This is a genomic window from Aeromonas sp. Y311-2, from assembly GCF_027706025.1.
GTDB lineage: Bacteria > Pseudomonadota > Gammaproteobacteria > Enterobacterales > Aeromonadaceae > Aeromonas > Aeromonas veronii.
This window is the reverse complement of sequence record NZ_JAPDCL010000012.1, coordinates 28,870-47,335: the sequence shown is the minus strand read 5'-3', so window position 1 is coordinate 47,335 and position 18,466 is coordinate 28,870. Positions and strand designations below refer to the sequence as shown.

General features: G+C 60.7%; 19 protein-coding genes and 1 riboswitch. Of the genes, 13 read left to right on the top strand and 6 right to left on the bottom strand.

The window, feature by feature from the left end:
* Positions 1-61: 61 nt before the first annotated feature.
* Entirely contained in the window at positions 62-958 is an 897-nt protein-coding gene (gene rimK, locus OKC42_RS12700) for a 30S ribosomal protein S6--L-glutamate ligase (protein ID WP_005340088.1), read from the top strand.
* A 95-nt stretch (positions 959-1,053) separates the two neighbouring features.
* Here the strand turns inward: rimK and OKC42_RS12695 are convergent, their stop codons facing one another.
* Positions 1,054-2,298: a sensor histidine kinase gene (locus tag OKC42_RS12695; protein WP_270819868.1), complete on the bottom strand. Its 1,245-nt coding sequence runs from the start codon at positions 2,296-2,298 to the stop codon at positions 1,054-1,056.
* Complete coding sequence (locus OKC42_RS12690) at positions 2,295-2,963, bottom strand: response regulator transcription factor (RefSeq protein WP_151287139.1); 669 nt, start codon at positions 2,961-2,963, stop codon at positions 2,295-2,297. The genes OKC42_RS12695 and OKC42_RS12690 overlap by 4 nt, the downstream gene beginning before the upstream one ends.
* 88 nt (positions 2,964-3,051) lie before the next feature.
* Between OKC42_RS12690 and OKC42_RS12685 the strand changes: the two genes are divergently transcribed.
* The 10 genes from OKC42_RS12685 (at position 3,052) to OKC42_RS12640 (ending at position 14,214) form a co-directional block, all read left to right on the top strand.
* Positions 3,052-3,474, top strand: coding sequence for a hypothetical protein (locus OKC42_RS12685; RefSeq protein ID WP_151287138.1), 423 nt, complete (start codon positions 3,052-3,054; stop codon positions 3,472-3,474).
* Between the two features lie 86 nt (positions 3,475-3,560).
* The gene (locus OKC42_RS12680; protein ID WP_201954111.1) at positions 3,561-4,046 is read left to right on the top strand and encodes a hypothetical protein; all 486 of its coding nucleotides are present in this window, start codon (positions 3,561-3,563) and stop codon (positions 4,044-4,046) included.
* A 260-nt stretch (positions 4,047-4,306) separates the two neighbouring features.
* Positions 4,307-5,770, top strand: a complete 1,464-nt coding sequence (gene aerA / locus OKC42_RS12675) for an aerolysin AerA (protein ID WP_162838993.1) — start codon at positions 4,307-4,309, stop codon at positions 5,768-5,770.
* Between the two features lie 271 nt (positions 5,771-6,041).
* Positions 6,042-6,154: riboswitch (TPP riboswitch) on the top strand.
* A gap of 279 nt (positions 6,155-6,433) precedes the next feature.
* The gene (gene thiC, locus OKC42_RS12670) at positions 6,434-8,425 is read left to right on the top strand and encodes a phosphomethylpyrimidine synthase ThiC (protein WP_234922530.1); all 1,992 of its coding nucleotides are present in this window, start codon (positions 6,434-6,436) and stop codon (positions 8,423-8,425) included.
* Positions 8,422-10,029, top strand: a complete 1,608-nt coding sequence (gene thiE, locus OKC42_RS12665) for a thiamine phosphate synthase (protein ID WP_201954113.1) — start codon at positions 8,422-8,424, stop codon at positions 10,027-10,029. Before thiC ends, thiE begins: the two co-directional genes overlap by 4 nt.
* The gene (locus tag OKC42_RS12660; protein ID WP_201954115.1) at positions 10,019-10,795 is read left to right on the top strand and encodes a HesA/MoeB/ThiF family protein; all 777 of its coding nucleotides are present in this window, start codon (positions 10,019-10,021) and stop codon (positions 10,793-10,795) included. The genes thiE and OKC42_RS12660 overlap by 11 nt, the downstream gene beginning before the upstream one ends.
* Positions 10,792-10,998: a sulfur carrier protein ThiS gene (thiS, locus tag OKC42_RS12655; RefSeq protein ID WP_005357774.1), complete on the top strand. Its 207-nt coding sequence runs from the start codon at positions 10,792-10,794 to the stop codon at positions 10,996-10,998. The genes OKC42_RS12660 and thiS overlap by 4 nt, the downstream gene beginning before the upstream one ends.
* 85 nt (positions 10,999-11,083) lie before the next feature.
* Positions 11,084-11,851 carry a thiazole synthase gene (locus OKC42_RS12650; RefSeq protein WP_100646989.1) on the top strand — a complete coding sequence of 256 codons (768 nt, stop codon included), beginning with the start codon at positions 11,084-11,086 and terminating at the stop codon, positions 11,849-11,851.
* 32 nt (positions 11,852-11,883) lie between these two features.
* Complete coding sequence (gene thiH, locus OKC42_RS12645; protein WP_265784332.1) at positions 11,884-13,098, top strand: 2-iminoacetate synthase ThiH; 1,215 nt, start codon at positions 11,884-11,886, stop codon at positions 13,096-13,098.
* 576 nt (positions 13,099-13,674) lie between these two features.
* On the top strand, positions 13,675-14,214 hold the full coding sequence (locus OKC42_RS12640; RefSeq protein ID WP_201954117.1) for an REP-associated tyrosine transposase: 540 nt from the start codon (positions 13,675-13,677) through the stop codon (positions 14,212-14,214).
* 122 nt (positions 14,215-14,336) lie between these two features.
* Here OKC42_RS12640 and OKC42_RS12635 read toward each other — a convergent pair whose 3' ends face one another.
* From OKC42_RS12635 to OKC42_RS12625, 3 genes are all read right to left on the bottom strand, one after another.
* On the bottom strand, positions 14,337-14,657 hold the full coding sequence (locus tag OKC42_RS12635; protein ID WP_270819867.1) for a hypothetical protein: 321 nt from the start codon (positions 14,655-14,657) through the stop codon (positions 14,337-14,339).
* 246 nt (positions 14,658-14,903) lie between these two features.
* Entirely contained in the window at positions 14,904-15,278 is a 375-nt protein-coding gene (locus OKC42_RS12630) for a DUF2971 domain-containing protein (protein WP_270819866.1), read from the bottom strand.
* Entirely contained in the window at positions 15,271-15,708 is a 438-nt protein-coding gene (locus OKC42_RS12625) for a GNAT family N-acetyltransferase (protein WP_201954119.1), read from the bottom strand. Before OKC42_RS12625 ends, OKC42_RS12630 begins: the two co-directional genes overlap by 8 nt.
* A 218-nt stretch (positions 15,709-15,926) precedes the next feature.
* Here OKC42_RS12625 and ybaK point away from each other — a divergent pair, with 218 nt between their 5' ends.
* The gene (gene ybaK / locus OKC42_RS12620; protein ID WP_144716002.1) at positions 15,927-16,391 is read left to right on the top strand and encodes a Cys-tRNA(Pro) deacylase; all 465 of its coding nucleotides are present in this window, start codon (positions 15,927-15,929) and stop codon (positions 16,389-16,391) included.
* 183 nt (positions 16,392-16,574) lie between these two features.
* On the top strand, positions 16,575-17,459 hold the full coding sequence (locus OKC42_RS12615; protein ID WP_201954120.1) for an ABC transporter substrate-binding protein: 885 nt from the start codon (positions 16,575-16,577) through the stop codon (positions 17,457-17,459).
* Here the strand turns inward: OKC42_RS12615 and OKC42_RS12610 are convergent.
* Positions 17,453-18,337 (bottom strand): LysR family transcriptional regulator, encoded by an 885-nt coding sequence (locus OKC42_RS12610; protein ID WP_047434749.1) that lies wholly within the window; start codon positions 18,335-18,337, stop codon positions 17,453-17,455. The genes OKC42_RS12615 and OKC42_RS12610 overlap by 7 nt on opposite strands.
* Positions 18,338-18,466 lie beyond the last annotated feature (129 nt).

The window sequence follows — 18,466 nt, the reverse complement described above, 5'->3', positions numbered from 1 at the left end:
TGTGGCACCTTATACTCTCCCGCCCCATCCTGCCCAGGCACAGCCTTCTAGCGGAATTGTCATGAAGATCGCCATTTTATCCCGTGAGCCGAAAAACTACTCCACCCGCCGTCTGGTCGAGGTGGCACAGGCGCGCGGTCATCAGGTAGAGGTGCTCGACACCCTGCGCTGCTATATGAACATCGCTTCCCACAACCCCTCCATTCACTACGAGGGTGGGGAGCTGGGAAGTTATGACGCCGTGATCCCCCGGATCGGTGCCAGCATTACCGCCTACGGCACCGCCGTGCTGCGCCAGTTCGAGATGATGAACACCATGGCCCTCAACAGCTCGGTGGCCATCAGCCGTTCCCGCGACAAGCTGCGGGCGATGCAGCTGCTCTCCCGCCACGGTATCGGCCTGCCCATCACCGGCTATGCCCACAGCACCCACGACGTGCCCGACCTCATCACCATGGTGGGCGGGGCGCCGCTGGTGGTGAAACTGCTGGAGGGAACCCAGGGGATTGGCGTGGTGCTCTGCGAGACCCAGAAAGCCGCCGAGAGCGTGATCGAGGCCTTTATCCAGACCAACAACAACATTCTGGTGCAGGAGTATATCCGCGAGGCCAATGGCGCCGATATCCGCTGTCTGGTGGTCAACGGCAAGGTGGTTGCCGCCATGCGCCGCCAGGCCCAGCCGGGGGAGTTTCGCTCCAACCTGCACCGTGGCGGCACCGCCGAGGCGATCAAGATCACCCCGGAAGAGCGCGCTACCGCGGTGCAGGCCGCCAAGATCATGGGGCTGGATGTGGCGGGGGTAGATATCCTGCGCAGCGCCCGCGGCCCGCTGGTGCTGGAGGTCAACTCTTCCCCCGGCCTGCAAGGGGTGGAAGCCGCCTCCGGCAAGGATGTGGCCGGCAAGATCATCGAGTTCCTCGAACTCAAGGCGAGCCGCAAGAACAAACCGGCGGAGTGAGCCTCGGGCTTGCAGCCGTCAGATAGAAACAGGGCGCCCTCGGGCGCCTTGTTGCTATCTGGCTGGTGGGTTGGCGGTGCCACTGCGCCCTCACCCTAATCCTCTCCCAAAGGGAGAGGGAACTCTCCGGCGGCGATCATCGCCAGCCGAGCGCTAAATACGCCATCCTCCAGCCGGGTGTCGATCTGCCAGCCCAGCTTCTCGCAGATGCGCTGGATGATGGTGAGGCCACAGCCGTAGCCGAGGATCTGATCCGGTGCCGCCGCCGTCGGGTTGCTGATGGTGAGCACTGGGCCACACAGCTCGATGTCGATATGTCCCTCGGCGTAGCTCAGGGCATTTTTCAGCAGGTTGCCGAGGGCGATGGCGAGCAGGGAGAGGGGGGCGTTTACTTCGCTGCTCTCGTCCAGATTAAGCCGGATATCGAGTGCCTCCCGCTGCAACAGCGGAGCGAGGCGGGCCAGCTCCTGACGGATCAGCGGGGTCACCTGCTGCAGCGGTCGCTCCACTGCCTCCTTGCGGCCCAGCAGCAGGAAGGTCTCGGTGAGCAGTGCCATCTCGTCGGCGGCGGCGCGGATGCGGGTGGTGGCGCGGGCGGCCGGTGCGGGCAGATCCGTCACCTTGCCAAGCAGCGCGGCCGAGCCCTGGATCACCATGTTGGGGGTGCGCAGCTCGTGGCTAGCGAAGCGACTGAACTCCTGCTCGCGAGCGAATACGGCGCTCACCTCCTGCTTGCCGGCCAGCAGCGCCAGCTCGATGTCCCGCAGCTCCTGCCAGGGGGCATCGGGTTCGAAATCCGCTTGATCCGGGGTGAGGTGGGCGACCCTCTGTTGCAGCCGTTGCAGCGGCCCCGTGATATGGCGCACCAGCCAGATGCCGAAGCCGAGGCAGCCCAGCAGCAGGGTCACCCCGATCAGCCGGGTCGCCAGATGCAGCTTGTCCTCGTAGGGGTCGAGGTAGTCGTCGGCGTCGTCGTTGAACACCAGATAGAGCAGTCCCTCGCCGGAGGGGTGACGGGCCACCAGAAAGTGTTTGTCCTCCTTGCCCAGTTGGTGCTCGAAAAAGCCGGGAGTCTGGTAGGGCTTCAACCACTTGGGCAAGCGGCCCGCCTCGGTCCAGTAGCTGGAGAACTGTCTGGGGCTCGGAGCCGCCGCAGCCGGGCCGAGTCGCAGCCAGTCATCGCTGTAGCGGGTCACTTCGGCTTCCAGCCAGTGGCGCAGGCTCAGCTCTTCCATCTTGTCTTCGGCCACCAGCATCAGGCCGGAGAGCAGGATCAGCAGCACCACCCCGGCGCCACCGAGCGCCATGATCAAGCGGCGGCGCAGGCTCGGCAGGCTCATGCGCTCACCAGTCGGTAGCCCTGGCCGTGCAGGGTCTCCAGCATGGGAGTGGGGAAGGGTTTGTCCAGCGCGTTGCGCAGGGCGTAGATATGGCTGCGCAGGGCATCGGAGTCGGGCTCCTCATCGCCCCAGACGGTGTCGAGTACTTCCTGACGGCTGACGATGGCGGGGGCGCGGCGGGCTAGCAGGGCGAGGATCCGGAACGGGATCTTGCCGAGCTTGAGGGGCTCACCGGCGCGGGTGGCGCGGCCGCTGGCGACATCGACCGTCAGATCGCCAAAGCTGATGGCCCCCACATCGCCGCGAGGGCCTCGCAGGCTCAGAGCTTGCAGCCGCACCTCCAGCTCCTCCATGGCGAACGGTTTGACCAGATAGTCATCCCCTCCCGCCTTGAAGCCTGCCAGCTTGTCTTCCAGGCTGTCGCGGGCGGTGAGAAACAGCACGGGAGTGGCAATCCCCTGCTCGCGCAGGCGCACCACCGTGCTGAGGCCATCGAGGCGCGGCATCATCACATCCATGATGATGACGTCGAAACGCTGATCCTCCAGCAGTTGCAGCGCCGCCTGACCGTGATAGGCACAATCGAGGCGGTGACCGGCCAGCTCCAGATAATCCATGATGGTTTCCGCCACCTGAGGATTGTCTTCCACTACCAAAATCTTCATGCTTTGCTCTCCTGGTTGGCGAGCGTTTCACGCTCTTTTCACACCGGATTCGGCATCCTGTTTGCCAGTGTAACCCCGAGGATCCCTGATGAAGAAGTCTCTCTGCGCCCTCCTGTTGCTGATCTTGTTGCCACTTGGCACCGCACAGGCGACCGAATTCAAACTGACCGGCCGCACTACCTGGCAGCTTGGCCAGTTGATGGTCAACGGCATGCCGTTCGTGATCGACGACCAGACCCGCTTCAAGGATTGGCTCAACGAGGATGATCTCGGCGGTACCTGGGTCGAGATGAAGGGGGTGGTGGAGAACGGCGTGCGCTATGTACGCAAGGTCGAAGCCCTCGACGAAGATGACAAGGACGAGATGGATCTGGAGGGGCTGGTCGAAGGGGGGCGGATCTGGGGCTACACCACCTCGGACAACAGTCTGGCGCCGTTTGAAGGGCGCTGGCTCGAGCTGGAGTGCAAGTTTGACGGCATGCGTCTGAGCCGCTGCCGCGAGGATGACTGATCCGATCTCTGCGTTCCGATTAGAAATGCTCCCGAATGAAGCCCATGCTTGTCCAGCATGGGCTTTTTGTTCAGGGACGAACGAAGATGGAACAATCGAGAAAGTGGTGTGCATGGATGCTGGGTGTGCCGCTCTGGGCGGCGCAGGCGGGAGCCGACGAATTGTGGCTGGTGGAGCTGGAGCACAGCGATGGCATCCGCCTGCAATTTCAGGGGGCCGAAGTGGAGCAGGGCAGTGCCGCCGTCTGGCGGCAGGGGGAGATTTGGCCACAGCCACTCAAACCCGGCGACCAGCTCGCCCTGCTGGTGGCCGATGGCGTTGCCACCCGGATTGAGCTGCTGGCCGCCAGAGCCCCGCTGGCCAATCTGCCCTGGCAGCGGGCGCAAGATCGCCTGCAATCCTTCGATGACCGGCAGCTCACGCTGGCAACCCTGGGCACTGTGCCACTCAATCCGCTGGTGCGCTGGGTTAACGGTTCGGCCGCCGATCTGCATGCCGGGAGCGAGCTGGTATTGATCCGTTCGGCGGATGGAATATTGCAGGGAATTGAAGTGATCAATCCGGAAGAGTAATTCAGCATCTTCTTATTTAATATGGTTTCACCATATTGCGGCAGCCATTAAATAATGGCTGCCACAATATTTATGATTTATTCCTCAATAAAGTCATCACTCTAATTATTTTCTTATACCACCATTATTTTGTTTGTCATGGATGTTTTTTGGTGGTTTATTTTATTTGTGTCAGGTTTTGTCGGAGTCCATACCTGTCAAATGAAAAAGGATATTTCTACACAATAACAATTATCGTATGTCTGAAAGAGGGATAAATGATGAATAGAATAATTACCGCCAATCTGGCGTTTTTGGCGTCTTCATTGATGCTCGCTCAGGTGCAGGCGGCTGAACCTGTCTACCCTGATCAGGTCAAGTGGGCTGGTCTTGGCACGGGCGTCTGTGCCAGTGGTTACCGTCCTCTGACCCGCGATGAAGCCATGAGTATCAAGGGTAATCTGGTCAGCCGCATGGGGCAGTGGCAGATCACCGGGCTGGCTGATCGCTGGGTGATTATGGGGCCGGGATATAATGGCGAAATCAAACAGGGCACTGCCGGAGAAACCTGGTGCTATCCAAATTCACCGGTTTCAGGAGAAATACCAACACTCTCTGACTGGAATATTCCGGCGGGTGATGAGGTCGATGTGCAATGGCGGCTTGTCCACGACAATGATTATTTTATCAAGCCAGTCAGTTATCTCGCCCATTATTTGGGATACGCCTGGGTGGGTGGAAATCATAGCCCCTATGTCGGGGAAGATATGGATGTTACCCGGGTTGGCGATGGCTGGCTGATAAAGGGAAATAATGATGGCGGCTGCTCCGGATATCGTTGCGGGGAGAAGAGTTCCATCAAGGTAAGCAACTTCTCATATACCCTGGAACCCGACTCCTTCAGCCATGGTCAGGTCACCGAGAGCGGCAAGCAACTGGTCAAGACCATCACGGCCAATGCGACCAACTACACGGATCTGCCTCAGCAGGTGGTGGTGACCCTGAAGTACGACAAGGCCACCAACTGGTCGAAGACCGACACCTACAGCCTGAGCGAGAAGGTGACCACCAAGAACAAGTTTCAGTGGCCGCTGGTGGGGGAAACCGAACTGGCCATCGAGATCGCTGCGAGCCAGAGCTGGGCTTCCCAGAAAGGGGGGTCGACGACCGAGACCGTCTCGGTTGAAGCACGCCCCACGGTGCCGCCTCACTCCAGCCTGCCGGTGCGGGTTGCGCTCTACAAGTCCAACATCTCCTACCCCTACGAGTTCAAGGCCGAGGTCAATTATGACCTGACCATGAAGGGCTTCCTGCGTTGGGGCGGCAATGCCTGGTATACCCATCCGGAGAATCGTCCGACCTGGGAGCACACCTTTGCCGTCGGCCCGTTCCGCGACAAGGCAAGCAGCATCCGTTACCAGTGGGACAAGCGTTATATCCCGGGTGAAGTGAAGTGGTGGGACTGGAACTGGACCATCAGCGAGTATGGTTTGTCGACCATGCAGAATAACCTGGGTCGTGTGCTGCGCCCGATCCGTTCGGCAGTGACCGGTGACTTCTATGCCGAGAGCCAGTTTGCCGGCGATATCGAGATTGGTCAGCCCCAGACTCGTTCCGCGAAGGCTGCCCAGCTGCGCAGTGCCTCTGCCGATGAGGTGGCGCTTACCGGTGTGGATCTGGACAGCGAGGCCCTTGCCAACGAAGGGTTTGGCAACGTATCCCTGACCATAGTTCCGGTTCAATAACCTCCCTCGCAGGCCCCTTTCATAGGGGCCTGTTTCTGTTCTGCGCAAGACGCTGCTCTTGCTCTGTGTCCCTCGATTTTCCCTCTTTTTGTCCTCTTGTCCCTGAATGATCACAGCGGGAACCTGTGGCGTGCCAAGGTGATGCCAACGCAGGTTTGACCTTTGTTTGGGGTGGCCCCGTGAGCGAGGCATCGTTCACTCATTTGTTGAAAGAGGCGTGTTGGCCAGATTGTTAACGGCTTGTGCTTTAGATTTTCCCCCTTATACTGGCGCCATCTTGTCGGAGTGCTGACCGTCGAACGACGTGAAGCTGAGACCGTTAATTCGGGATCCGTGGAACCTGATCAGGTTAAAACCTGCGAAGGGAACAAGGGTAACTTGCGGGTTACCGCGCCGGAGGAGGGACAAGCCTCTTCCGCTCATCGAAGGGGTAACCCTGATGGGTCAGGGCGCACAGGAGGGAGTCTGTCCCGTCCGGTTGTCCAGCACGTGGGGCGTCTTGCCCACAGCGTGCAGAGAGCGGGAAATGGCAGAACAGCAGCGCGGAGATCCATCCCGCGCGCACTCCCTCCCGAGATAAACACCCCGCCGCAAGTTCATCTTCTCCTCGAACTCCAGACAAGCAAACACCCATAACTTCAACCAGTTAATGTGAGTTTTGCTATGTCTACTTCCGTATCTGATATCGCCAAATCCAGCCGCCGCGAGCAGCGCTCCAGCGCCCAGGCCTTTATCGACAGCCTCAAGGGGATAGCTCACCCCAACTCCCGCCGCATCTTTATCGAAGGCTCCCGCGCAGATATCCGTGTCCCGCTGCGGGAGATCCAGCTGGCCGACACCTTCGTCGGCGGCACCAAAGAAGATCCCCGGTTCGAGCCCAACGAGCCGGTGCCGGTCTACGACACCTCGGGCCGTTACGGGGAGGAGGGGGTCGCCATCGATGTGCGCCACGGCCTGCCGCGCCTGCGGGAGAACTGGGTGCTGGAGCGGGATGATACCGACGAGCTGCCGGGGCTCAGCTCCACCTTCACTCAGGAGCGGCTGGCCGACGAGGGGCTGGATCACCTGCGCTTCGAGCATCTGCCGAAACCGCGTCGTGCCAAACCGGGCCGCCGGGTCACCCAGCTCCACTACGCCCGTGCCGGTATCGTCACTCCCGAGATGGAATTTATCGCCATTCGCGAGAACATGGGGCGCGAGCGGGTGTGCTCCGAGCTCCTGCGCACCCAGCATCCGGGCCGTGATTTCGGTGCCCGTTTGCCCCAGAACATCACCCCCGAATTCGTGCGTGATGAGGTGGCCGCCGGTCGCGCCATCATCCCCAGCAACATCAACCACCCGGAAGCGGAGCCGATGATCATCGGCCGCAATTTTCTGGTGAAGATCAACGCCAACATCGGCAACTCGGCGGTCACCTCCAGCATCGAAGAGGAGGTGGAGAAGCTGGTCTGGTCGACCCGCTGGGGCGCCGACACCGTCATGGATCTCTCCACCGGCCGCTATATCCACGAGACCCGCGAGTGGATCCTGCGCAACAGCCCTGTCCCCATCGGTACCGTGCCCATCTATCAGGCGCTGGAGAAGACCAACGGCATCGCCGAAGACCTCACCTGGGAGCTGTTCCGCGACACCCTGCTGGAGCAGGCCGAGCAGGGGGTGGACTATTTCACCATCCACGCCGGCGTCCTGCTGCGCTTCGTGCCGATGACCGCCAAGCGCCTCACCGGCATCGTGTCGCGTGGCGGCAGCATCATGGCCAAGTGGTGCCTCTCCCACCATAAAGAGAACTTCCTCTACCAGCACTTCCGCGAAATCTGCGAGATCTGCGCCGCCTATGACGTGGCCCTGTCGCTGGGCGACGGTCTGCGCCCCGGCTCCGTCTATGACGCCAACGACGAGGCCCAGTTCGCCGAGCTGCGCACCTTGGGCGAGCTCACCAAGATTGCGTGGGAGTACGACGTGCAGGTGATGATCGAGGGCCCCGGCCACGTGCCGATGCACATGATCGAGCGCAACATGACCGAGCAGCTGGAGCACTGCCACGAGGCGCCGTTCTATACGCTGGGCCCGCTCACCACCGACATCGCGCCCGGTTACGATCACTTCACCTCCGGCATCGGCGCCGCGCTCATCGGCTGGTATGGCTGCGCCATGCTCTGCTACGTCACTCCCAAGGAGCATCTGGGACTGCCCAACAAGGAAGACGTGAAGCAGGGGCTGATTACCTACAAGATCGCCGCTCACGCTGCGGATCTGGCCAAGGGGCACCCGGGCGCCCAGATCCGCGACAACGCCATGTCGAAGGCGCGTTTCGAGTTCCGCTGGGAAGATCAGTTCAACCTAGCGCTGGATCCCGACACCGCCCGCGCCTACCACGACGAGACCCTGCCGCAGGAGTCCGGCAAGGTGGCCCACTTCTGCTCCATGTGCGGGCCCAAGTTCTGCTCCATGAAGATCACTCAGGACGTGCGTGACTACGCGGCGAAGCTTGAGGCGGTGGAGATCAAGCTGGTCGGTATGGATGGCCGGCAGGAGCAGGTGGTGGCTCAGGTGGAGAGCGGCATGGCCCGCATGGCCGAGACCTTCAAGGAGACCGGTGGCGAGATCTACCATCAGGCGGCTGCGCTGAAACAGGCCGCAGGGGAGGAGGCGTGAGTAGCGCAAGCGGGGCTGTCAGCCCCGCCGACCTGTCGCCCGTGACCGACTCTCGCCCAGTTGTCTGGACCATAGCGGGTTCCGACTCCGGCGGCGGCGCCGGCATTCAGGCCGACTTGCACACATTGCACGACCTCGGCGTGCACGGCTGCTCGGTCATCTCTGCCATTACCGCCCAGAACTCGGTGGCGGTGAAGATGGTCGACCCGGTGCTGATGCAGACCTTCACCGCCCAGATCGACGCCCTTGGCGTCGATCTGCCGCCTGCCGCCATCAAGATCGGCCTGCTGCCAACCCGGCTTCACGTCGAGGTGCTGGCCCGCCGACTGGCTGCCATCGAGGCGCCCTTCGTGGTCTACGATCCGGTGGCCATTGCCAGCACCGGCACCCCGATGGCGGAGCCCAATATGCTGGAGGCGGTGCGCGAGCAGCTGTTGCCACGTCTGTCGCTCATCACCCCCAACGGCCCCGAGCTGGAAGCCCTGACCGGACTGCCGGTCAGCAGCCCCGAACTGGTGCGCCTCGCCGCCCGCCGCCTGCGCGAACTCGGCGCCCGCGCCGTGCTGGTCAAGGGGGGCCATCTGGAGTGGAGCGGCGATCTCTGCCTCGATTACTACCAGGACGAGACCCGCGAGTTCTGGCTGGCGGCGCCGCGCCTGAATACCCGCCACGGCCACGGCACCGGCTGCTGCTACGCCAGCGCCATTGCCGCCGTGGTAGCGCAGGATTATCCGGTGGAGGACGCCATCACCCTGGCGCGAGCCTACCTGCAACAGGGGTTGGCGGCGGCGCAGGGGGTGGGGGAAGGCCCGGGCCCCATCGCCCATCTCGGCTGGCCCGCCGAGATGGCTCACTTCCCCTGCGTCGTGCTGGCGGGATCACCGCTCGACCGTCGTTTCGGCCTTTATGAGACAAGCTGCGCCCGCCTGCCGGATGGCCCCTTCGCGCCGACCGAACACAACCTCGGTCTCTATCCGGTGGTCGATTCGGTCAAGTGGCTGCGCCGCCTGCTGGGGCTGGGGGTCAAGACCATCCAGCTGCGGATCAAGAATCTGCCTGCCGCTCAGGTGGCACCGGCCATTCGCGATGCGGTAGCGCTCGGTCGCCGCCATGGGGCGCGGCTCTTTATCAACGACTACTGGCAGCAGGCCATCGAGGCGGGGGCTTGGGGCGTGCACCTGGGGCAGGAGGATATGGAAACCGCCGATCTCGCCGCCATTCAGGCGGCCGGGCTGCGCCTTGGCATCTCCACCCACGGCTACTTCGAGCTGATGCGGGCGCGCGAACTGGCCCCCTCCTATATGGCGCTGGGTCATATCTTCCCGACCAACACCAAGGCGATGCCTTCGCGCCCGCAGGGGCTGGTGCGGCTGCATCGCTACCGCGCCCTGATGGCGGAGTGGCCGACGGTGGCCATTGGCGGCATCAGCGAGGAGCGGGTGGCGGCGGTCAAGGCAAGTGGGGTCGGCAGTATCGCGCTGGTCTCGGCCATCACTGCCAGCGACGACTGGCAGGGGGCGACCGAACGGCTGCTCGCGGCCGTGGGGGCAGGGGATGAGCCACGCTCGGCCTCAGCCATAAGGGAGGTGGAACATGCTCTCTGATGTTGAGTATTTGCGATACGGCCGTCAGCTGATGCTGGCGGAAGTGGGTGAAGAAGGGCAGGCGCGGCTCAAGGATAAATCGGTGCTGATCGTGGGCCTCGGCGGGCTCGGCTCGCCGCTGGCCCTCTATCTGGCTGGCGCCGGTGTGGGCACCTTGTGGCTCGCCGATGGCGATACGGTCGATTCCAGCAATCTGCCGCGCCAGATCCTGTTCGACTCCGAGGCAGTTAACCACTCCAAGGCGGAGCTGGCCCGCGAGCGGTTGGCCGCCCACAACCCGCTGGTGGAGCTGATTGCCATCAACCAGCGACTCGATGCCGCCAGCCTGCCGGAGTTTGTGGCCGAGGTAGATCTGGTGATCGACTGCTGTGACAACCTTGCCACCCGCCAGGCCATCAACGTCGCCTGCGTGGCTCAGGGCAAGCCCTGGATCTCCGCCGCCGCAGTGGGTTGGCAGGGGCAGCTGATGGCGCGAACCAGCAGTGAGCACGCCTGCTACGCCTGCCTCTATCCGCTGGATACCAAGCTCGCCCAGAGCTGCGAGACCAGCGGCGTCACCGGCCCGCTGGTCGGAGTGATGGGCTCTTTGCAGGCGCTGGAGGCACTGAAACTGCTGCTCGGGATGCCAAGCCCGGTCGCGGGCACATTGCGCCGTTTCGATGCGTTGACCCATCAGTGGCAGACCCTCACGCTGGCCCCCGATCCCGATTGCCCGGTTTGTGGGCAGCGCCGATGCGCGACACTCGATAAGGAGATCACCCCATGACCCTCACCATTCGACTCAACGATAAAGCCCAGCCGCTGGCGGCAGGACAGAGCGTGGCCGACCTGCTGGCGGCGCAAGACGTTAATCCCCAAGGAGTGGCGGTGGCCCTTAACGGCGCCGTGCTGCCCCGTGGCCGCTGGGCCGAGACCCGTCTCAATGACGGGGACGAACTTCACCTCTTTACCGCCATAGCGGGAGGCTGACCCATGATGCTCACAGTCCCATATTCGAGCGTGCTGCCTTGCGGTGGAACTTCATCTCTTCTTACCACTGTGGCCGGAGGCTGACATGCTGAAAATTGCCGATCACACCTTCTCTTCGCGCCTCTTTACCGGCACCGGCAAGTTTGCCCGCCCGGATCTGATGGCCGCCGCCATCGAGGCGAGTGGTTCCCAACTGGTCACCATGGCCATCAAGCGGCTCGAACCGGGCAAGGCCCACGACGATATCCTCAGCCCCTTGCTACAACTCGGGGTCAAGCTGCTGCCCAACACTTCCGGCGCCAAGACCGCCGCCGAGGCGGTATTTGCCGCCCATCTCGCCCGCGAGGCGCTGGGGACGAACTGGCTGAAGCTGGAGATCCACCCCGACCCGCGCTATCTGCTGCCAGACCCCATCGAGACGCTGAAAGCCGCCGAGCAGCTGGTGAAAGAGGGCTTTGTGGTGCTGCCCTACTGCGGTGCCGACCCCGTGCTCTGCAAACGGCTCGAAGAGGTGGGCTGCGCCGCCGTGATGCCGCTCGGCGCGCCCATCGGTTCCAATCAGGGGCTGGTGACCCGGGAGTTTCTCTCCATCATCGTCGAGCAGGCCAATGTGCCTGTGGTGGTGGATGCGGGGATCGGTGCGCCGAGCCACGCCGCCGCCGCCTTTGAGCTGGGCGCCGATGCCGTGCTGGTCAACACCGCCATCGCGGTGAGCGGCGATCCGGTCGCCATGGGCCGCGCCTTTGCGCTGGCTTGCAGTGCCGGCCGCAGCGCCTATGAAGCTGGCCTTGGTGCCCGCGCCCTGCAGGCCCAAGCCTCCAGCCCGCTGACCGATTTTCTGGGGGCGTTATGAACCAGGGTTTAGAGGAGATAGATGCTTCGGCTATGGGCTCCGTACCAGATGATCAGCTAAGTGTTCGCCCCCCTCTCCCTCTGGGAGAGGGGCTGGGGGTGAGGGCACTGGGTGTAAGGGCTAAGGAGCCTTCCTTTCTCGACCGCTGGTACGAACTTGAGTGGGACGATATCGGCATGCAGATCCGCGCCAAGACCGCCGCCGATGTAGAGCGGGCGCTGAGTGCCCCCCGCCGCACCCTGAGCGATTTTATGGCGTTGATCTCCCCAGCCGCCGAAGCCTATCTGCCGCAGATGGCTGCCGAGGCCGAGCAGCTGACCCGCCAGCGTTTTGGCAACACCATCGGCTTCTATGTGCCGCTCTATCTGTCGAACCTGTGCGCCAACGATTGCACCTACTGCGGCTTCTCCATGAGCAATCGCCTCAAGCGCAAGACCTTGAATAAAGAGGAGATTGAGCGCGAGTGTCTGGCCATCAAGGCGCGCGGTTTTGACAGCGTGCTGCTGGTGACCGGCGAGCATGAACACAAGGTGGGGCTCGCCTATTTTCGCGAGGTGATGCCCATCATTCGCCGCCACTTCAGCACGGTGGGGATGGAGGTTCAGCCCCTCTCGCAGGCCGACTATGCCGAACTGAAAACCCTCGGCCTTGATGCCGTCATGGTCTATCAGGAGACCTACCACGCCCCCACCTACGCCCGCCATCACCTGCGCGGCAACAAGCGGGACATCGCATGGCGTCTCGCCACGCCGGATCGGCTCGGCCGTGCCGGTATCGACAAGATCGGGCTGGGGGCGCTCATCGGCCTCTCCTCGGACTGGCGTGCCGACAGCTACTTTGTCGCCGAGCATCTGAGCTGGCTTGAGCGTCACCACTGGCAGAGCCGCTACTCGCTCTCCTTCCCGCGCCTGCGCCCCTGCACCGGTGGGCTGGAACCTGCCGTGGTCATGTCGGATCGCCAGCTGGCCCAGCTTATCTGCGCCTGGCGTCTCTTCTCGCCCACGCTGGATTTGTCACTCTCCACCCGCGAGTCAGCCACCTTTCGCAACGGCGCGGTGCGCCTTGGCATCACCCAGATGTCTGCCGAGTCGCGCACCCAACCGGGTGGCTATGCCGAGGGGGATAAAGAGGAGCTGGAGCAGTTCGCCATCCACGACGACAGGCCGGTAGGAGAGGTGGCCGCCGCCGTGCGGCAGGCGGGGTTGCAGCCGGTGTTCAAGGACTGGGAGCCCTTCTTGGGCCGATAGGGGCGGCCATGCCCCCCTTTGCCGGTGGCATCCCAGCGTCCAGCCAGACTCCGTGCCTGTGGCAAGCAGGCACGGCTGCGCCGTGCAATCGTAGGGTCGATTAGCCGTCAGGCGTAATCGTCCGAGGAGATTGTCGATGGCACGGCTTCGCCGTGCAGGACGCGAGGCCGCTGGCCTCGACGGGGTTTCGCCCGCCCTTCGGGCCGGGGCGAGTGACTTTGGAAAGACCCAAAGTCACCAAAGGTCTTCTCCCCCGCTTATTCGCCCGACTTCGTCGGGTTCCTTCGGCTCACCCGCTTGTCCGACGGCACGCGCCGACGGGCCATCCATGGCCCGGCGCCGCTCGCTCGACATCCTGTCTCGCGGCCTGGACAAGCGGACTCGCCTCAGCGAATAAGAGGGGGAACCAAAACCGTGCCCGCCATAACCTCAGGGAGTGGTCGTAGGGTGCAATAAGCGAAGCGCATTGCACCGCGATTGTGACGAGAGGTGCAATTCACTTCGTTCATTACACCCTACGTTTTGCTTCGTTTGAACCACATTTAACAACATGTTTGATTGTGGGTTGGGTAAGGCATGGCAAATTACAAACGGGCATGGCAACCGGGGGGAACCTGGTTTTTTACGGTCGTGCTGGCTGAGCGTCAGAACAACCATTTACTGGTCGAGCGGATCGATCTGCTGAGGTCGGTTGTCAGAGAGGTGCAAGAGCGTCATCCATTCCGGATCCACGGCTGGGTTGTCTTGCCCGAACATCTGCATGCCTTGCTGGAGTTGCCGGAAGGGGATACCAATTTTCCGTTGCGCTGGCGCCAAATCAAAAGCAAGTTTTCACGAGCAATCCCCAATTCGGAGACTCGCTCAGAATCTCGTTGGCAGCGTGGCGAGCGGGGTATTTGGCAGCGACGTTATTGGGATCATCTGATCCGTAATCAGGAAGATTTCAATCACCATCTTGATTACATCCATATCAATCCCGTCAAACATGGATTGGTAACAGCCCCGAAAGATTGGCCATATTCCACTTTCCATCGTTGGGTACAACAGGGCCGGTATCCATTATCTTGGGGGGATACCGCCACGTCAGAATATGAAGTGCCACACGACAATAAATAAACGGCATTAACGTGGTTAACGTAGGGTTAAATAAGCGGAGCACATTGCACCACTTTCGTTATGATCGTTATGAAGGTAGAGGTGCAATTCACTTCGTTCATTGCACCCTACGCCTACTACGTCTACGTTGTTGAGCATGAGTGGTAGGTTTCTTCAAAAATCAAGGCGAATTCATGCTTGCTTAAACTAGCTTGATAACAAGGTATTCTATTAAATAATGTATTTTCGCAAGCTACTTCACGTAGCGTTGACTTGTCTGATTCCGTTAATCTACAGCCTAAAAATATTCCAGTGATACATTCTATTGGTATATCAAAAAGAAAAATGGAGGTTGGTGTTGCTGCGATAAAAGAAAGTAGTTCGTTTAATATAGTATTGCTTGGAGAAAATCGCATCTCTTCCATATCGTCAGTGGAGCTGCCATCTTTTTCTTGCTGATCCATTAAGTGGCATGCTTGATGATTGATGGAGATCTTTATCATCCCTTTGTATTTCTCGACATTAAGCAGTTCAAGGTAGCTTTCATCATAGAAATCAAGAATATATTCATAGGCTTCTTTATTAATGACAAAGTAATCTGCATTCGATACTTTAGTTATTACTCGATGTTCTTTTTCATAAATCCAATCATCACTCTTAGTTAATAAGTTTCTTTTGGGTGAAGTGGTACATGGTAGTACCTCATGTCTTTATCTATTATATAATACACGTTCAATAGAGTTGCTCACGGATAGTATTTTATTGAAGTGAGTCTTCAAAGCATGGTAGTCAAACTCAATAACAATACCCTTATGCTCGTCAGCGTAGTGAGACCACATCAATAAGTTATTATAACTTTCCGTGAAAGAGATGATCCCTGTATCATCAAATCCTTCATCACTTGCATATTCAGAAATTTGCTGGAAGAAATCCTCTCGATGAGCATCTTCTAATATTTTATCTAGTGTATCTTGGTCCGGGCTGAGCTCAAAAGGGTCATTCAATGCACAGCGTTGACTTAACCTAAGGCTAGGTTTTTTAAAAAAATCAGGTCTGAATTTCATGTATTTGTAAATTTTATTCATTACAAATGCCTTGCTTCTTCAAAAAATAACTCACATGCCCCGGCGGCATATCGGGCAGCTGGCCAAAGACTTCGTAACCCTGCTTCTGGTAGAAGGGGAGGGCCTGAAAACTGGTGGTTTCCAGATGGTAGTTGGTGATGCCTTTGCTTTGGGCGTACTGCTCCATGGCGCCGAGCAGGCGGCCGCCCCAGCCGTCGCGGCGGATGCTTTCGTCGATCCAGAGCCAGTCGACGTGCAGCCAGCCCCACTTGATGTCGGCGATGATGCCGCCGTGTACCTTGCCCTCTTTATCCTTGATAAAGCTGGCGATCCGCTCGTGCCGAAGTTCGTACAGTTGAGGGCCTGCCTGGCTTACGTTGTAGCCCGTCAGGCCAATGCGCAGCGCTTCAACATCATCGTCCTGAGGCGGTTGGGGTAGGGTTAGTTGCATATGGGCTCCTGCGGTATGGGTTGTGGCGGCGTCAAAGGGTTAAAGCAATACCCGTTTGGACTCTGTTTGGTCAAGTGTTCTGGTCGCTCGCCGCCAGCGTGCATGGCATGGCGGCCAGTCAATGGCCCTTGCAACTTCCATCCCCCCTTGCATCACCCCAGAGTGAGGAGCAGACTGTTTGGCCTTGTTTTTATGCGATTCGATTCAAGGCAACCATCATGACTCCTGCCATCAGCCTGCTGAAGAAGCTCAAAATCCCCCACAAGCTCTACCCCTACGAGTGCGAAGCCCACGACGATTTCGGCAAGCATGCCGCGACCCAGCTCGGGCTGCCGGAGGCGCAGGTGTTCAAGACCCTGGTCGCCCATCACGACAAGCAGGCGGTGGTGGCCATCGTTCCCTCATCCGGCATGTGCAGTCTGAAGCAGCTGGCCAAGGCGACTGGCCTCAAGAAGGTGGAGATGATGAAACCGGCGGAAGCGGAGAAGCTGACCGGTTACAAGGTGGGTGGCATCAGCCCGCTGGCCCAGAAGAAACTGCTGCCCACCGTGCTCGACGAGTCGGCACTGCAGTTTGACGAGATCCTGGTGAGCGGCGGCAAGCGTGGTCTCTCGGTCGGCGTGGCGCCGCAGGATATGCTGACGCTGATGAAGTGGATCGCCGCTCCCATCGGCGAAGAGTAGTGCCGGGCACGGTGTGAACCTGCCCTCCGGGCCTGTGGTGGCCTGAGGGCGATGTGTCTCGTGAGGATATCTGCCCGCGTCCCCCTGTTTGTCGTGTTGCTTATCCTCGCACAGGCCGCGCCACGGTTGGGCACCCACGCTCAGGGCTACACTGAAAGTACCCTTTCAGCCAAGGCGCGGTTTATGTCACCCCTGCATCTGCTGGCTGCCGCTCTGCTCTGCGTGTTGTCGCTGACCGGACAGGCGGCCACCCGGTTTACCCATATCAGCCCGGAGAGCGAGCGGGATCCGCGTACCACTTATGATCGGGAGCTGCTGCGGCTCGCCCTCGACAAGACCCGTGAGCAGTTTGGCGACTATTTGCTGGAGCCTGCGCCGCCCATGACCAAGGCGCGCGAGCGGCTCAGCATGCAGCTCGACAGCTATCCCAACCTCTTTGTAATGGACAGCTACAGCAGCACCCGCGAGGATCTGGGGCTCGCCTATGTCCGTTTTCCCATCCATCTGGGGATCGTCAGCTACCGCATCTGTTTTGTCAGCCCGCAGCAAAAGGGGGCGGTGAGCAAAGTGACCGACCTCAAGGGGCTGCGCCAGTTCACCTTCGGTCAGGGCAAGGGGTGGCTGGATGTGGACATCCTGCGTTACGCCGGGATGGAGGTGGTGGAAGTGGAGGGGTACGAGAAGCTGTTCAAAATGGTGGCGCGGGGCCGCTTCGATCTCTTCTGCCGCGGGGTGAGCGAGCTGCGCAGCGAGCAGCTGACCCACAAGGAGATGACGGACCTGCTGGTGGATGACGCGCTGGTGATCTACTACCCGCTGCCCCGGGTTTTCTACACCAATCCCAACAATCGCGAGGCGTTGCAGCGGGTCGAGCGGGGGTTGCAGTTGGCGTGGCAGGATGGCTCGCTACAGGCGCTGTGGCGCAAGAGCTTTGGCCCGGCCATCACCTTTGCCAAACTCTCCCAGCGCCGACTGTTGCGACTGGATAATCCCTTCCTCGACGGGATCAGCTTCGATTACCGCCCCTACTTCTACAATCCGCAGACCGATCGCTTCGGCGATTACTGAGGTGCCTGCCGCTGGCGGCAGAGGGCCAGCCAGGCCTCGGCGGTGCGCGACAGATAGCGCTCGCTCGGCCAGATCACCCCGAGTCGCCAGCTCAATTCGGGCTCCAGCGGCCGCAGCACCAGACCATCCGGGGTCAGCCGGTGGCAGACCGGCTCCGGCAAGAAGGCGACCCCCATGCCGCTGCGCACCATGGCGGTGAGAAAATCCCACTGGCTGCTTCGCGCCGCCACCTGCGGCACAAAGCCCGCCTCCTGACACGCCTGCTCCAGCCGCTCGCTCAGGGTAAACGCCTGGGTATAGAGCAGGAAGGGCTCCTCTTGCAGGGACTCCAGCCGCAGCGGCGCCTCGCCATGCCAGCGGGGTTGATCAGGCAGCACTACCCGGATCGGGTATTGATCCAGCTCCAGCGCACTGAGGGCGCCCCCCTCTTTGGTCGGCAGCATGGTGATGGCGAGATCCAGCTCCCCCTCCAGCACCGCCTGTTCGATGCGGCGACCGCCGTACTCCACCAGGGTCAGCTCCACCTTGGGATAGCGGCTGCGGTAGGCGCGGATCAGATCCGCATAGACGTGACCCACCATGGGGGGAATGCCGAGGGTGAGGCGACCATGTTGCAGGCTCTGCAGATCCGCCAGTTCGGCCTCCAGCTGCTGCATCTCCGCCAAGATGGTCTGGGCACGGTTGAACAGCACCTGGCCGCTGTCGGTCAGGGTGAAGCGGCGCCCTTCCCGGTTGAGCAGGGGTTGGCCCAGCTCCTCCTCGATATTGCGGATCATCTTGCTGATGGTGGGCTGGGTGACGAACAGCTTTTCAGAGGCGCGGGTGAAGCTTTTTTCCCGCACCAGTTCGACAAAATAGCGCAGGGCGCGAATATCCATGGACTCTCTCGACTCGTGTTGGCGGGTGCGGGATGAAGTATGCCTATGCGGCATGAATTTGATAATTTTAATTCATTTCTGGCAGGTTTTGCTCAACTCTATACTGTGAGCCGGTTCACAGAAAGACGA